General features: G+C 61.8%; 13 protein-coding genes. 5 read left to right on the top strand and 8 right to left on the bottom strand.

Annotated features, from left to right (window positions below; all coding sequences use genetic code 11):
* Positions 1–53: 53 nt before the first annotated feature.
* The 7 genes from ppk1 to KHU30_RS15890 all read right to left on the bottom strand — a co-directional run bounded on the left by ppk1 (position 54) and on the right by KHU30_RS15890 (position 8,718).
* Positions 54–2,108 carry a polyphosphate kinase 1 gene (ppk1, locus tag KHU30_RS15920; RefSeq protein WP_211443621.1) on the bottom strand — a complete coding sequence of 685 codons (2,055 nt, stop codon included), beginning with the start codon at positions 2,106–2,108 and terminating at the stop codon, positions 54–56.
* A 185-nt stretch (positions 2,109–2,293) separates the two neighbouring features.
* A complete protein-coding gene (locus KHU30_RS15915) occupies positions 2,294–3,016 on the bottom strand; it encodes a site-2 protease family protein (protein ID WP_211443620.1) in 723 nt (240 codons plus the stop codon).
* Between the two features lie 11 nt (positions 3,017–3,027).
* Positions 3,028–4,038, bottom strand: coding sequence for a DUF2167 domain-containing protein (locus KHU30_RS15910; protein WP_407928098.1), 1,011 nt, complete (start codon positions 4,036–4,038; stop codon positions 3,028–3,030).
* A gap of 335 nt (positions 4,039–4,373) precedes the next feature.
* Positions 4,374–5,726: a GntP family permease gene (locus tag KHU30_RS15905; protein ID WP_211443618.1), complete on the bottom strand. Its 1,353-nt coding sequence runs from the start codon at positions 5,724–5,726 to the stop codon at positions 4,374–4,376.
* 137 nt (positions 5,727–5,863) lie between these two features.
* Complete coding sequence (locus tag KHU30_RS15900; protein WP_211443617.1) at positions 5,864–6,247, bottom strand: RidA family protein; 384 nt, start codon at positions 6,245–6,247, stop codon at positions 5,864–5,866.
* Between the two features lie 76 nt (positions 6,248–6,323).
* A complete protein-coding gene (locus tag KHU30_RS15895; RefSeq protein ID WP_211443616.1) occupies positions 6,324–7,835 on the bottom strand; it encodes an N-acyl-D-amino-acid deacylase family protein in 1,512 nt (503 codons plus the stop codon).
* A 1-nt stretch (position 7,836) separates the two neighbouring features.
* Entirely contained in the window at positions 7,837–8,718 is an 882-nt protein-coding gene (locus KHU30_RS15890; protein ID WP_211443615.1) for a MurR/RpiR family transcriptional regulator, read from the bottom strand.
* A 191-nt stretch (positions 8,719–8,909) separates the two neighbouring features.
* On the opposite strand from KHU30_RS15890, the gene KHU30_RS15885 reads away from it, so the two are divergent.
* A complete protein-coding gene (locus KHU30_RS15885) occupies positions 8,910–10,223 on the top strand; it encodes an amino acid deaminase (RefSeq protein ID WP_211443614.1) in 1,314 nt (437 codons plus the stop codon).
* A gap of 31 nt (positions 10,224–10,254) precedes the next feature.
* Complete coding sequence (locus tag KHU30_RS15880) at positions 10,255–11,175, top strand: sugar kinase (RefSeq protein WP_211443613.1); 921 nt, start codon at positions 10,255–10,257, stop codon at positions 11,173–11,175.
* Between the two features lie 12 nt (positions 11,176–11,187).
* Here KHU30_RS15880 and KHU30_RS15875 read toward each other — a convergent pair whose 3' ends face one another.
* A complete protein-coding gene (locus KHU30_RS15875; RefSeq protein WP_211443612.1) occupies positions 11,188–12,684 on the bottom strand; it encodes an aminotransferase-like domain-containing protein in 1,497 nt (498 codons plus the stop codon).
* Positions 12,685–12,853: 169 nt separating this feature from the next.
* On the opposite strand from KHU30_RS15875, the gene KHU30_RS15870 reads away from it, so the two are divergent.
* From KHU30_RS15870 to KHU30_RS15860, 3 genes are all read left to right on the top strand, one after another.
* Positions 12,854–13,198 carry a hypothetical protein gene (locus tag KHU30_RS15870; protein ID WP_211443611.1) on the top strand — a complete coding sequence of 115 codons (345 nt, stop codon included), beginning with the start codon at positions 12,854–12,856 and terminating at the stop codon, positions 13,196–13,198.
* 89 nt (positions 13,199–13,287) lie between these two features.
* Positions 13,288–13,977 carry a gamma-glutamylcyclotransferase gene (locus KHU30_RS15865; protein WP_230427420.1) on the top strand — a complete coding sequence of 230 codons (690 nt, stop codon included), beginning with the start codon at positions 13,288–13,290 and terminating at the stop codon, positions 13,975–13,977.
* Between the two features lies 1 nt (position 13,978).
* A complete protein-coding gene (locus tag KHU30_RS15860; protein ID WP_211443609.1) occupies positions 13,979–14,131 on the top strand; it encodes a hypothetical protein in 153 nt (50 codons plus the stop codon).
* Positions 14,132–14,222 lie beyond the last annotated feature (91 nt).

Below are 14,222 nucleotides of genomic sequence, written 5' to 3'. Positions count from 1 at the left end.
GCAGGACTCAGAAGCGGAACACAGAAGCGGAACACAGAAGCGAGAAGCGTGAATCAGAAACGCGACAGCAGGTCGGTCTGGCTGACCAGCGGCGCGTCTTCGCCCGGACTGGCGCGCTGGTAGCTGCCTTCGCTATCCATGTCCCAGGCCGAGGCATTGTCTTGCAGATGCACCAGCAAGCTCTCTTCGATGACGCGCCGCTTGAGCTTGCTGTCCTGGATCGGGAACGCGGTTTCGATGCGGCGGAACAGATTCCGGTCCATCCAGTCGGCGCTTGACAGCATCACGTGCTCCTCGCCGTCGGCGTAGAAATAAAACACCCGGTGATGTTCCAGGAAACGGCCGATGACCGAACGCACCTTGATGTTTTCCGATAATCCCGGCACGCCCGGCTGCAAGGCGCAGACGCCGCGAATCAACAGCTGGATCTTGACCCCGGCCTGGGAAGCCAGGTACAGGGCCTCAATCACAGTCGGTTCCAGCAAGGCGTTCATCTTGGCGATGATATAACCCTGCTTGCCAGCCTTGGCCGCATCCACTTCTTTCTGGATCGCATGCAGCACATTGGCGTGCAAGGTGAACGGCGACTGCCACAGGCGCTTGAGCGGCACCTGCTTGCCGAAACCGGTCAACTGCTGGAACACGTTGTGCACGTCTTCGCAGATCTTGTCGTCATTGGTCATCAGGCCGAAATCGGTGTACAGCCGAGCGGTTTTCGGATGATAGTTGCCGGTGCCGAGATGCACATAGCGCTTCAGCTTGGTGTGCTTGGCGTGCCGCTTGCGGCGCACGATCAACAGCATCTTGGCATGCGTCTTGTAGCCGAACACGCCATACACCACATGGGCGCCGACTGCCTCCAGCTTGGCGGCCCAGCCGATATTGGTTTCTTCGTCGAAGCGCGCCATCAGTTCCAGCACCACCGTGACTTCCTTGCCGTTCTTGGCCGCCTGCATCAGCGTGCCCATCAGCGGCGAGTCGTTGCCGGTGCGGTAAATGGTCTGCTTGATGGCCAGCACATCGGGATCGATCGCCGCCTGCTGCAGCAGCTCCAGCACCGGCTGGAAGCTTTCATAGGGATGGTGCAGCAAGACATCGTTCTGGTCGATGATGTCGAACACCGAAGCGCCGGTGACGAAGGCTTTCGGCAGCACCGGCGAATGCGGCGCAAATTTCAGGTCCGGGCGATCGACCAGATCGGGCAACGGCATCAGCCGCACCAGGTTGACGGCGCCGTTGACCCGGTAGCAGTCGGCCGGCGCCAGGCCGTTCTGGTTCAGCAGGCGCTGCACCAGCGACGCCGGCGTGCCGTCGGCCACTTCCAGGCGCACCGCATTGCCGAGCTGGCGGGTCGGCAGTTCGCCCTGCAGCGCCAGGCGCAGATCGGTCACTTCATCCTCATCGACAAACAGGTCGCTGTTGCGGGTCACCCGGAACTGATAACAGCCGCCGATCGACAAGCCCGGAAACAGTTCGCCGACAAAGCGCTGCATGAAGCTGCTCAGCAGCACGAAGCCATAGGCATGGTGCGACAGATGTTCCGGCATCCGCACCAGGCGCGGCAAGACCCGCGGCGCCTGGACGATGGCCAGTTCGGTCTCGCGCCCGAAGGCATCTTTGCCGCTCATCTTGACGGCGAAATTCAAACTCTTGTTCAACACCCGCGGAAAGGGATGGGCAGGATCGAGGCCGATCGGCGTCAACACCGGCAAAAGCTCGGTCTTGAAAAATTCGTGGGCCCAGGCGGTCTGCTCATCGGTCCATTCGGATTCCTGGTAAAACGCGATGCCCTCGGCATTCAGCGCCGGCAGCAAGACCTCATTGAACAAGGCGTACTGGCGTGCCACCAGCTTCTGCGCACGCTCGCTGATGGTGCTGTAGGCGTGCTGCAGCGACATGCCATCCGGCGTCACGCCATCGACCGCTACCCGGATCTGCTCCTGCAAGCCGGACATGCGGATTTCTGAAAATTCATCCAGGTTGCTGCTGGTGATGCAGACAAAACGCAGCCGTTCCAGCAGCGGCACCGCAGGGTCCTCGGCTTGCGCCAGGACGCGTTCATTGAAGGCGAGGACGCCGAGTTCGCGGTTGAGCAGTGGGAAAGTCATGGTCCGGTGGGAAGAGTGAGCGAGGTTGCAATAAAAAATGTCGGTGATTCCAATATGACATTATTGATTGTAAGGACGCAATGTGACGCAAGAATGACAAACCATCGGCAAGGCAACACCGTAGTGGCCGGATGGCGGCGCAGTCGTGGCCGGCAGGCCGCCCAAGTGGGAATAAACGGCTACAGTCAGCTGCTGTGAACCGGCGCCAGCATATCGTGCACGCCATGCGTCATCAGCACCAGGAATGTCAGCAAAGCCAGGTAGTAAAACGCATAAGTTGCCTTCACTGAGGGTTCTATGCCGTAGTACTGCTGGTTTTCCGGACTGCTGGCGTCATAGTTCCAGGCGCGCTTCAGTTGCGGCAAGGCGAGAAGCGCCACCACGATCAGCAGAGGCGTCGGACGGTAGACGAATAGGGCAACCAGCACAGGAACGCCGGCAAACCATATGCGCGGCGACAGCACGGCAGTGATGCGGCCGCCGTCAAACGGCGACAGCGGGATCATGTTGAACAGGTTCAGGAAAAAACCCGCATACGACAAGGCCAGCAGCAGGTTGCTGTCATACTGGCGTCCGGCAAAATAGCAAACCAGCGCTCCCGCCGTGCCGACCAGGGGCCCGGCAAGGCCGACATAGGCTTCTGTTTCGGCATCGTGCGGCATGTCTTTCATCTGGATCCAGGCGCCGACAAATGGGATGAAGGTCGGCGCGCCCACTGCCAGGCCGCGCCGCTGCGCCGCCAGATAGTGGCCGGCTTCATGCACGAACAGCAACAGCACGAAGCCCGCTGCGTAACGCCAGCCGTAGAACATCGCATAGACCGCGATTGATAACAACATGGTGCCGGAGGTGGTCAGGACCTTGCCGAGCTTCAGGCCTCCCAGCAGCAGGAATAGCAGTTTAGTCATGGCCTGCGCCTTCAGGCATGATTGACCGGATCACTGGCGTCAGCCGGACGGTCAGACTTGCTGTCAGGTGCAGCCTGAGGAAACTGGGGTCGCGCAAACGGCGACTCTTCGGCATCCACCGGATTGACTGGCGGCGGCGCAGGTTTCGGTTCCCGCTTGAAGAATCGCTTGATGGCGGCGCCGAAGGCAAGCACAGCCAGCAAGCCGATCTTGAAGAATTTCGCGGCGAACGCGGCAATCACCGCAATCAGGCCGATTTTCTTGGCAGCGACGCCGACCACCAGGGCCGCCAGGCCATATTCCGCGACGTGGTCGGTCGATGCCGAGAAATCTTCGTAGCGCTTGCCCTGGTGATAGTCGATTGCCGCGAGAAGATTGTTTGCGATCGGCTTGTCCGTAGCCAGGGACGACAGGCCGGTCACCATGGTCAAGGTCAGATAACCGTCGCGGCCAAGCGCCAGGGTACGGTAGTTCACGCCGGTTTGCGGGTCATTGGCCACGGCGCCTTTATCGCGCACGATCAGGGACCAGAGCAAACGATGGGTTGTCGAATCGTAGGTTGGCGCTTCCGCCCAGCCGCCTACTTCAACCTCGGGGATGCCGCGTTCCTTGCGGCTTGCATTCGACTGTTCTGTGCCATCGCGCAAACTCTTCAGCATGCCGTCGGCCTTCCAGTCGCGGGCATCGTCGTCGCGCACATAGCCCTCTTTCTTGAACTCGACGGTAGCAAACCAGTCGCCGCCTTTAGTCGTGGGGACGATGACGCCGGTCAGCGACTTGTCATCAATGACGTTGCCGACAGCGCGCAGATAGCGCGCCGCGGCGGCAGCCGGTATGAAGCCATAACCTTGGGGTAGAGAAAAAGTAGCCTGGTCGCTCAGTTCGATCTTGCTTGGCCCCTCCACCATGGCCTTGTTTGCCGCGGCAACGGCCGCCTTGATTTCAACCTGGGTTTCGGCCGTCTGGGCGGCGCAGGTGAGCGCGATAAAGGCCGCGGCAAGCGCGACCAGAAATTTTCTCAGGATTTTCATGGCTGGATCGATATTGTGGTTTTAGGGGGCTTTTTTGCCGATTGCCGCCAAAGTCGACTGTTGCTCCCTGCAACAGCGCATGCTCAGGCGCATTGGTTTTTCAACAAAATTGCTGCTTACCTTAATACCATAAAATCCACATATATTGCCGTGCCGCATCTTAAATAGTGGATGAATTCACTATATTTATCAATTCATGCACAGCAGCGGAATACTCCGGCAAACCTGCTTCGATTCGGTGACTAGCGCTCTCGGCACATGGAAAAACAGCCTGCAGGATCACATCCTGCAGGCTGTTCACGGTGTTGCCGTTAGCTTGAGATCGATCAGATCACGGTAGCAAGGCCCAAGGTCAGCAACAAGGCCACCACCGAAATGATAGTCTCGGCCACGGTCCAGGTCTTGAAGGTTTCCGTCACGGTCATGTTGAAGTATTCCTTGACCAGCCAGAAGCCGCCGTCGTTCACGTGCGACAGGATCAGCGACCCGGCGCCGGTCGCCAGCACCATCAGTTCCGGCCTGACGGCGACGCCGCCGGCGGTGACGATAGGCGCGACGATGCCGCAGGCCGTGGTCATGGCGACAGTGGCCGAACCGGTGGCCACGCGGATCAGCGCAGCCACGAACCAGCCCAGCAGCAACGGCGACAAATGGGCATTATTGGCGAGTTCGACAATCGCCTTGGACACCCCGCCGTCGATCAGGATCCGGCCGAAACCCGCGCCGGCGCCGACAATCAGCGTGATCCCGGCGATAGGCGCCAGACACTCCGTGGTGAATTTCAGAATCGCTGCGCGATCAAAGCCGCGTGCCTTGCCGAAGGTGTAAAAACTCACCAGCGTGGCGATCAACAGTGCGATCACCGAATTGCCGATCAGGCGCAGGAAATCGTTGGCGAAAGTCTTGGGCGTGAAAAACAAGTCGGCCCAGCTGCCGATCAACATCAGCGCCACCGGCAACAGGATGGTGGCAATGGTGATGCCGAAACCTGGCAATTCACGGCCTTTGTCTTCCTCGACAAATTGCGCAATCAGAGGATTGTCAGGATTGGGCACGACGAAGCGGCTGATCAGCTTGGCAAACAGCGGACCGGCAATGATCGCAGTAGGGACGCCGACGATCAGCGCATACATGATGGTGCGGCCGATATCGGCGTTGTAGGCGGTTACGGCGAACAGCGCGGCCGGATGCGGCGGGATCAGCCCGTGCACCACGGACAGGCCGGCAACCATTGGAATCCCGACCATGATCATCGAAGTCCCGGTGCGTTTGGCGATGTTGAAGGCGATCGGGATCAGCAGCACGAAACCGACTTCAAAGAACACCGGCAAACCGACGATCAGCGCCACCACCATCATGGCCCAGTGCACTCTCTTCGGCCCGAAGACGCCGATCAGCGTATTGGCGACCCGCTCGGCGCCGCCCGATTCGGCCATCATCTTGCCGAACATGGTGCCCAGGCCGACCACCAGCGCGATGTGTCCCAGCGCCCCGCCGACTCCGGTTTCATACGACTTGACGATGCTGGCCATCGGCATGCCGACCACCAGACCCAAGATCACCGATACCACGATCAGTACGATGAACGGATTCATCTTGAACTTGGCGATCAGCACCACCAGTGCGATCACTGCAATCACCGCGTAGAGCAGCAACAGATTTCCCTGAACCATCTCCATCAAATCCTCCTAAAGTTTGCTTTATTTTTTACACCGCCATACGCATCTCTACAAACGCGGGGATGACGGGGTCGCCCAGACGTGGCCGACGAGCCGGGGTCGCCCAGGCACTATAGACATTGCAGCCTGAACCCGGCTTACTTTTTATAGGCGATGCAATCGACTTCCACCTTGCAATCGACCACCATCGCCGACTGCACGCAGGCGCGGGCGGGCGGATTGGCGCCGAAATATTCCTTGAAGACGCGGTTGAACGACTGGAAATCGCGCGTATCGTCGAGCCAGACGCCGCAGCGTACCACGTGTTCCGGACCGTAGCCGGCTTCCTTCAGGATCGCCAGCACGTTCCGGATGGCCTGGTGCGACTGGGCGACGATGCCGCCGTCGATCACTTCACCATCCACCATCGCCACCTGGCCGGACACATACAGCCAGCCGTCGGCTTCCACCGCGCGGGCGAATGGCAGATGCTGGCCGCCGGTTCCAGAACCACCTTCAACACCGTATCGTTTGATCGTCATGATTATTCCTCTGTAAAAAAATAAAATCCAACTTGCCGCGGCCGGCCTCTGCAGCCAGTCCGCCCCGCCCCTACCTCTACATACTTCCCTTGACCCCAGCTTGCCGCGCCAGGAAGCGCCCCGCCCGCAATGCCGTCGGCGCTTTTTCCGCGCCGCCCAGATAAGACAAGGCGCCGTTGACCCAGACCGCCTCGATGCCCTCAGCCGGTTGCATCGGATCGGCAAAGGTTGCGGCATCGCGCACCGTTTCCGGATCGAACAGGACCAGGTCGGCCCAATAGCCTTCACGCACCAGGCCGCGCTCGCTCAAGCCGAAACGCTCAGCCGAGAGGCCGGTCATCTTGCGGATCGCCACGGTCAGGGGGAACAGCTTCTGCTCACGGCTGTAGTGGCCCAGCACGCGCGGGAACGCACCCCACAGGCGCGGATGCGGCAAGGGATCGTTGGGCAAGCCGTCGGAACCGACCACCGTCGCCGGATGGCTCAGGATGCGGTTGACGTCGTCGTCCGTCATGCAGTGATAGACCGCGCCGGCCGGCTGCAGGCGGCGCGCCGCGTCCATCAGGCTGACTTGCCACTCGGCTGCGATGGCGGCCAGCATCTTGCCGCCCATCGCCGGTTCCGGCTCGGACCAGGTCACCATGATGTCGATGGTGTCGGTCACCTGCTTCAAATCCAGGGTGGACGAACTGGCGGTGTAGGGATAGCAGTCGCAGCCGACCGGCTGGTAGCGCTGCGCCTGTTCCAGCGCCGCCAGCACTTCGCCGCTGCGGCCCCAGTTCTCGACGCCGGCGCATTTCATGTGCGAGATCACCACCGGCACCCGTGCGTGCTTGCCGATGCGGAAGGCTTCGTCCATGGCTTCCAGGATATCGGCGAATTCGCTGCGCAGATGGGTAGCGTAGAGAGCGCCCGCTTCGGCCAGCGGCTCTGCCAGCGCCAGCACTTCCGCGGTCGGCGCCATGATCGCATTGCCATAGGCCAGGCCGGTGCTGAGGCCGAGCGCGCCATGTGCCAGCGCTTCGCGCAACTGCGCGCACATGGCGGCGATTTCGCTGTCGCTGGCGGCGCGGTCGAGGCGGTCCATCTGGTTGCTGCGCAAGGCGGTGTGGCCGATCAGCGCCGCTACGTTGATGGACGGCTGCGCCTGGTTGACCGCCGCAACGTAAGAGGCGAAGGTGGGATAGCTGAAGGCGCTCGCTTCGCCCAGTAGGTTCATCGGATCCGGCGGCTCCGCCTTGAGGCTGACCGGCGCGGCGCTGATGCCGCAGTTGCCGACCACCACCGTGGTCACGCCCTGCGACAGCTTGGGCAGCATCGCCGGGGTGCGGATCACATTGGTGTCGTCATGCGTGTGGACATCGATGAAGCCGGGGCTCAGCACTTTGCCCTTGCCGTCGATCACTTGCCCTGCATGCCAGCCGAGCAAGGCGCCGCCGCTGTCGATCCGCACGATGCGGCCGCCGTCAAGCGCGACATCGGCGGCGTACGGCGCGCTGCCGCTGCCGTCGATCACCGCCACGTTGAGTATCAGCGTATCGCATGCGCGTATCGCCGCCTGTTTGCCTGTGTTCAGTTCACTGCTCATCTCAATCTCCCAACGGCTCGCGGCTGCTGCCGCCGCGATGCGTGTCCAGCGTGAATTTCAGGCGCCGCAGCAACTCCTGGCTGCGATCCTTCTGCAGCAGCGCCAGTTCGGTCATCAGCACATCCAGCGCCATCATCATGGCGTAGCGCGATGACGAAGGCTTGAAAATAAAATCGGTTTCCAGCGACTTCAGCGGCAGCAGCACGTCGGCCAGCGCCGCCAGCGGCGAACCGAGCGCAGTGATCGCCACCACGCGCACGCCGTATTCCTTGGCGACCTTGCAGCTGGCGTTCAGCTCGGCGACGTTGCCGGTGGTGGACAAGGCCAGCACCACATCGCTTTTGTCGAGCGTGGCCGCCACCATTTTTTGCAATAGCGCGTCGTGGTAGGTGGCTACCGGGCGCCCCAGCCGCACCAGCCGGTAGCGTGCCTCATCTGACAGCATAGTCGAGCCGCCGCCCATGCCAAAGGCGTAAATCATGCGCGCCTGCAGCAGCGTCTGCGCCGCCTGCAGCAGCACCTCCTGGTTCAGCAGGCTGCGGTTCACTTCCAATACCTTGTGGATGTCGGCATACACCATGTCGACAATCTGCGGCAGCTGCGTTTCCTCGCCCGCGTCCTCCACCCGCAAAAAGCGCTGGCCGATGGCCGCCGCCTGCGCCAGGTTCATCTTCAGCTCGCGCACGTCGCGGCAGCCGATAGCTTTGGCGAAACGGGTGACGCTGGCTTCGCTGACGCCGGCCTGGCTGGCCAATGTCTGGATGCTGGCGCTGGCGGCGAACGGCAGGTCGCCCAGGATCGCCTGCGCCACTTTTTGCTCAGCCAGCCGCAACTGGCCGCTGCGCTCGGCGATGCGCGAAACAATATCGAATGAATGACTCATATGTTCTAATCTGATTCGATGGCGACCCAGTACAGCCGGCTTATTTTTGCATTTAAAGCAACAGCCGGTCAGCGCAGCGGTCATCGGCTTGCTGCCGGAAAAAAATCCTATGTTACTTTGTAACATGCTTCTAATATAGTAAATTCAAGGATATGATTACGTCAAACGAATTATGACGAAAGGGCTTGAACATGGATGTTACAAACAATCACAATCTGGGCGCACGCAATGCCGAGGCCGCCCTGATCGATCCCCTGAACAAGGGACTGGGCGCATTTCAGCAAGCGCTGACTGCCGCCGACGCCAAGGCGCTCAACTGGAATCTGCTGCGGGAAGACCTGAGCCTGCCGACTGCCGTGCTGTATGAAGAGCGCATGAACCACAATCTGCAGTGGATGCAGCAGTTCGTCAGCGAATACGGCGTCAAGCTGGCGCCGCACGGCAAAACCACCATGGCGCCCAAGTTGTTTGCGCGCCAGCTGGCCGGCGGCGCCTGGGGCATCACCCTGGCTACCGCACACCAGACCCGGGTCGCCTATCAGCATGGCGTGCGGCGCGTGATCATGGCCAACCAGCTGGTCGGCAAGCAGAACATGGCAATTATTGCCGATCTGCTGGAGGATGCTTCATTTGATTTCTGCTGCCTGGTCGATTCGGCCGACGGCGTCGACCAGCTGGGCGCCTTCTTCCAGGCGCGCCGGCAAAAATTGCACGTGCTGCTGGAACTGGGTCCTGACGGCGGCCGCACCGGCATCCGCAATCCGCAACAGCAGGAAGCAGTGCTGGCGGCGCTGGCGCGCTGGCCGGACAGCCTGGTGCTGGCCGGGGTCGAAGTCTATGAAGGCGTGCTGAAAGAAGAAGCCGACATCCGCGCCTTCCTGCAGCACGCAGTCGCCTGCGCCAAACAGCTGGCCGCAGATGGCGCCTTTGCCGCCCGCGCCGAGGGTAGTGCCATGCGGCCGGTGATCCTGACCGGCGCCGGTTCGGCCTGGTACGACGTGGTCGCCGAGGAATTCGCCAAGACCGATATCGGTCTGCCGCTGGACGTTGTGCTGCGCCCCGGCTGCTACCTGACGCACGACGTCGGCATCTATCGCGCGGCGCAGGCGCAGATCCAGACCCGCAATCCTATCGCCCGCAAGATGCGCAGCGAATTGCAGCCGGCTCTTCAGTTGTGGGCCTATGTGCAATCGATTCCGGAAGCCGGCAAGGCCATCATCGCACTCGGCAAGCGCGACGCCGCTTTCGATGCCGGCCTGCCTTTGCCGGCCTTGCAATATCGCCCCGGCAATGCGGCGCCGACAGCGACGCCGGCGCACTGGCAGCTGACCGGCATGATGGACCAGCACGCCTATCTGCAGATCAGCGCGGGCGACGATATCAAGGTCGGCGACATGCTCGGTTTCGATATCTCGCATCCCTGCCTGACCTTTGACAAATGGCGCCAGATTGCCGTGCTCAATCCGCAGCATCAGGTCGTGGACGTGATCCAGACTTTCTTTTAATCTTGACCCCGGCACGGCAATGAGCAAAGCAATGACCCTAGATATCCTGGCCTACGGCGAAGCGATGGTGGAATTCAACCAGCGGGTTCACGATGCCCGCATGTACCTGCAAGGCTTTGGCGGCGACACCTCGAATTTCTGCATCGCCGCAGCCCGTCAGGGCGCGCGCAGCGGTTATATCAGCGCGCTCGGCAATGATCACTTCGGCGACAAGCTGCGCGCGCTGTGGCAGGACGAGAAGGTCGACGCCAGCCATGTGGCCAGCGACGCAAGTGCGGCCACCGGCGTGTATTTTGTATCGCACGACCGTGATGGCCACCACTTCGATTACCTGCGCGCCGGTTCTGCCGCCAGCCGCTACAGCAGCGCGCAGTTGCCGCTGGCCGCGATCGCCGCGGTCAAGGTGCTGCACCTGTCCGGGATCAGCCTGGCGATCAGCGCATCGGCCTGCGACGCCGGCCTGGCAGCGATGGCGCATGCGCGCAAGCACGGCGTCAAAACGTCGCTGGACACCAACCTGCGGCTGAAACTGTGGCCGCTGGAACGGGCCCGGGAAAAAATGCGCGCAGCCTTTGCGCTGTGCGATATCTGCCTGCCCAGCTGGGACGACATCAGCGCCCTCACCGGCCTCGACGAGCGCGACGCGATTGTCGACGAGCTGCTGTCTTACGGCATCGGCCTGATCGCTTTCAAGCTTGGCGCCGAGGGCTGCTATGTGGCGACAGCCAAGGAGCGCCGCCTGGTGCCGCCTTTCAGCGTCGAAGCGATTGACGCCACCGGCGCCGGCGACTGCTTCGGCGGCGCCTTCATCGCCCGCATCGTGGCCGGCGACGACCCCTTCCGCGCCGCCCGTTACGCTAATGTATGCGCGGCCTTGTCGACCACCGGCTACGGCGCGGTGGCGCCGATTCCGCAGGCACGGCAGGTTGAGGAAATACTTGGATCGGCATGAGGCCCAAGCATCTTATGTTGAACCAGGCTGCTCCGCGAGCAGCGCTTCGACGATTTGCCCCAGCCGCCTGATGCCCCGTTCGATCTGCGGCGTAAACGGCTGGCCGCAGCATAGCCGCAGATAATGATCGAAGCGCTGCGAATTGGAAAACATCAGGCCGGGCGCGATCCGTATCCCTTCCCGCAACGCTGCTTCAAACACCGCCTTCGACGACAGTTTCCGCGGCAGCTCGACCCACAGCAGGGCGCCGCCATCCGGCATGTTGATGCGGGTGCCGGCCGGGAAATGCGTGGCGACCGCCTCCGCGGTGCGAGCGCGCTGCACCCGCAGGGCCTCGCGCAGGCGCCGCAGATGGCGCTCATAAGCGGTGGAAGCCATGAACTCCGCGGCGGCCATCTGCGCCCATTCCTCGTTCACGCGCGTATGCGCAAATTTCAGCATCTCGATGCGGGCCTGCCAGCGGCCGCCGAGCATCCATCCCAGCCGCATGCCGGGCGCCAGGACTTTGTTGAGCGAAGCGCAGTAAATCACATTGCCGCTGCGATCCCAGGCCTTCAAGGCGCTCGCCGAACTGCTCTGCGGCACCAGCTCGCTATAGGAATCGTCCTCGATCACGGCCATGCCGTGCTGCTCGCACAGCGCTGCCAGACGTTCCTTGTGTGCATCGGGCATGATGCTGCCGAGCGGATTCTGCAGGTTCGGCACCACCACCACCGCCTTGATATTGCCGTAAGTCTGCAGCGCCAGCTGCAGCGCGTCCACCGAGATGCCGGTACGCGCGCTGGTCGGGATTTCAAGCGCGCGCATGCCCAGGCTTTCCAGCACCTGCAGCAGGCCGTAGTAAGTGGGCGATTCGACCGCAATGGTGTCGCCCGGCTGCGCCACCGCGCGCAGCGCCAGGTTGATCGCCTCGATGCAGCCGTGGGTGACGATCACATCCTCCGGCGCCAGCTGGATGCCGATGGCCAGGCTGCGCTTGGCGAGGATTTGCCGAAACGCCGGATTGGCACTGTGCGACATCATGCTGGTCAATACCTGCGGCCGTTGGCGCAAAGTACGGATCGCCGCATTTTTCAAGGCTTCCACCGCGTACAGCTCGGGAGCGCAGCTGGCGCTGCTCAGGTCCAGCGTGACGGTGCTGGCGCGGCCGCGGGCAATGACTTCCGATACCCGCTCGTGGATGCCCGCATACTGGGCCGACATCAGCGCCGGCGCGCTCGCCAGGTCAGCCTCCTCCGCTTGCGCCAGCCGCCGTGCCGGCAGCACGAAATAACCGGAACGCGGCCGCGCCTGCAGCCAGCCGCCTTGTTCCAGGTAGCGCAGCGCCTGCAAGGCGGTCGACAGGCTGACCTGGTGCTGCCGCATCAGTTCGCGCACCGAAGGCATGCGGTCGCCCGGCGCCAGCGCAGCGGCCTGGATCGCGGCCAGATAATGTTCGGCCAGCTGGCGATAGAGCAGTTGCTGGGGTGAGGACCTGGCGGGAGAGTGTGACAAGGAAAGCTTGCTCATGGCGATGACGGGAGAGACCAGTGTGGTGCATTTGCGGGAAACGGAACAGATACAGAATAAGTCAAAATGGACAGCAACAGATGACTAAAGCGTTCGCTGTTGCGTTGCATTCTGCCGATTGCTGTGCCTGTTTCAGCGCCGCATGGGCAGTTACGCTGGAGTCATCTTCTTGACTCTGGAAAACGCCATGGACAGCCCTGCCAGCAATATCACTCTCAGCCTGAACCACGACAACAGCACCCTGTTCCATGCCAGCCGCGGCACGGCGATCGTCTCCATGCAGGGCAATATCCTGATTGCGGCAGCAGATGAATGCCTGATCGGCATCACGCTCGCCGGCTGCACCGTCATCGCCGAGGGCGAATGCCACACGCTGCAACGGAGCGGCTGGGTGCGCTTGCAGGCCAGCGGCGCCGAACGCGCGGCCTGCCTGGTGGTTGCGCCGGCGGAAACCCGCCTGGCGACGCTCTGGCAACGCTGGCGGCGACGCACTTCCGCACCTGAACTATGCTGATTTATCAACAACCAGCCACAACGGCAACTGTTGGTTTCGATATAGCAAAGCACTTGTTGCGAAATGCCGATCTGCTTTATCCTGTAGGCATGAGCATCACCCGTGAAGACCTTGAACAGGATCGTCTGCGGACTATCCTGGATAACACCCCGATTGCCTCCGCTCTGCTGTCGGAAGCGGCGCTGGAGGCTTCATGGCGTGCCGCCCTGGCGTCGCTGCCGGATCCCGACGGCGACGTCTGGCTGTTCGGCTACGGTTCGCTGATCTGGAATCCGATGGTGGAACACAGCGAGCGCGTACCCGCCAAGCTGTACGGCTATCACCGCGGTTTCTACCTGTATTCGCGCATCAACCGCGGCACCTGGGACAATCCCGGCCTGGTGCTGGGACTGGACCGCGGCGGATCCTGCCAGGGCATCGCCTTCCGCATTCCTGCCGTCAGCATAGAAACCGAACTGAAAATGCTATGGCGCCGCGAAATGCTGACCGGCGCCTACCTGCCGCGCTGGCTGCCGATGCAGCTGAAAGACAAGCAAGGTCCCCGCATCAAAGCCCTGGCATTCGTCATGAACCGCAACCACAACAGCTACTGCGGCCGCCTGCCGGACCCAACCGTAGTCTCCCACCTGCGCGACGCCTGCGGCCTCTACGGCCCCGCCAAGGAATACCTGCGCAACACCCTGGAAGGCCTGCTCAAAGAAGGCTTCCAAGATCCCTACCTGGCACGCCTATGGGCGCAACTCGAATCAGGCAAAGATCAGCCTGCCGCAAAAAAATAGCATGGCTGGTGTTGTTGTTTTTGACGTTGCTTTTGACGTTGCTTTTGACGTTGCCGTTGCCGTCGCTTTTGACGTTGGGGTTGTTTTTGAAGTTGGTTTTGAATTCCGCATGGAGACGTTGCCAAATCCGGCGCGCACCAGCCGGGAATTGTGAGGGGCATGTTTGAGCCGAAGGCGAGTTTTGCCCCTCACCCGGCTGGCGCGCGCCGGATTTGGGGACCCGACCGGAGGGAGGGCAATGGCTT

The organism is Collimonas humicola, assembly GCF_018304945.1.
GTDB lineage: Bacteria > Pseudomonadota > Gammaproteobacteria > Burkholderiales > Burkholderiaceae_D > Collimonas > Collimonas humicola.
Note: the sequence above shows the minus strand (reverse complement) of the source record. Positions and strands in the feature narration are given on the sequence as shown.

What these genes read in the sequence shown, in the direction of transcription:
- ppk1 (WP_211443621.1), bottom strand. Translation starts at nt 2,108, where the DNA reads ATGACTTTCCCACTGCTCAACCGCGAACTCGGCGTCCTCGCCTTCAAT.
- KHU30_RS15915 (WP_211443620.1), bottom strand. Translation starts at nt 3,016, where the DNA reads ATGACTAAACTGCTATTCCTGCTGCTGGGAGGCCTGAAGCTCGGCAAG.
- KHU30_RS15905 (WP_211443618.1), bottom strand. Translation starts at nt 5,726, where the DNA reads ATGGAGATGGTTCAGGGAAATCTGTTGCTGCTCTACGCGGTGATTGCA.
- KHU30_RS15900 (WP_211443617.1), bottom strand. Translation starts at nt 6,247, where the DNA reads ATGACGATCAAACGATACGGTGTTGAAGGTGGTTCTGGAACCGGCGGC.
- KHU30_RS15895 (WP_211443616.1), bottom strand. Translation starts at nt 7,835, where the DNA reads ATGAGCAGTGAACTGAACACAGGCAAACAGGCGGCGATACGCGCATGC.
- KHU30_RS15890 (WP_211443615.1), bottom strand. Translation starts at nt 8,718, where the DNA reads ATGAGTCATTCATTCGATATTGTTTCGCGCATCGCCGAGCGCAGCGGC.
- KHU30_RS15885 (WP_211443614.1), top strand. Translation starts at nt 8,910, where the DNA reads ATGGATGTTACAAACAATCACAATCTGGGCGCACGCAATGCCGAGGCC.
- KHU30_RS15880 (WP_211443613.1), top strand. Translation starts at nt 10,255, where the DNA reads ATGACCCTAGATATCCTGGCCTACGGCGAAGCGATGGTGGAATTCAAC.
- KHU30_RS15875 (WP_211443612.1), bottom strand. Translation starts at nt 12,684, where the DNA reads ATGAGCAAGCTTTCCTTGTCACACTCTCCCGCCAGGTCCTCACCCCAG.
- KHU30_RS15865 (WP_230427420.1), top strand. Translation starts at nt 13,288, where the DNA reads ATGAGCATCACCCGTGAAGACCTTGAACAGGATCGTCTGCGGACTATC.
- KHU30_RS15860 (WP_211443609.1), top strand. Translation starts at nt 13,979, where the DNA reads ATGGCTGGTGTTGTTGTTTTTGACGTTGCTTTTGACGTTGCTTTTGAC.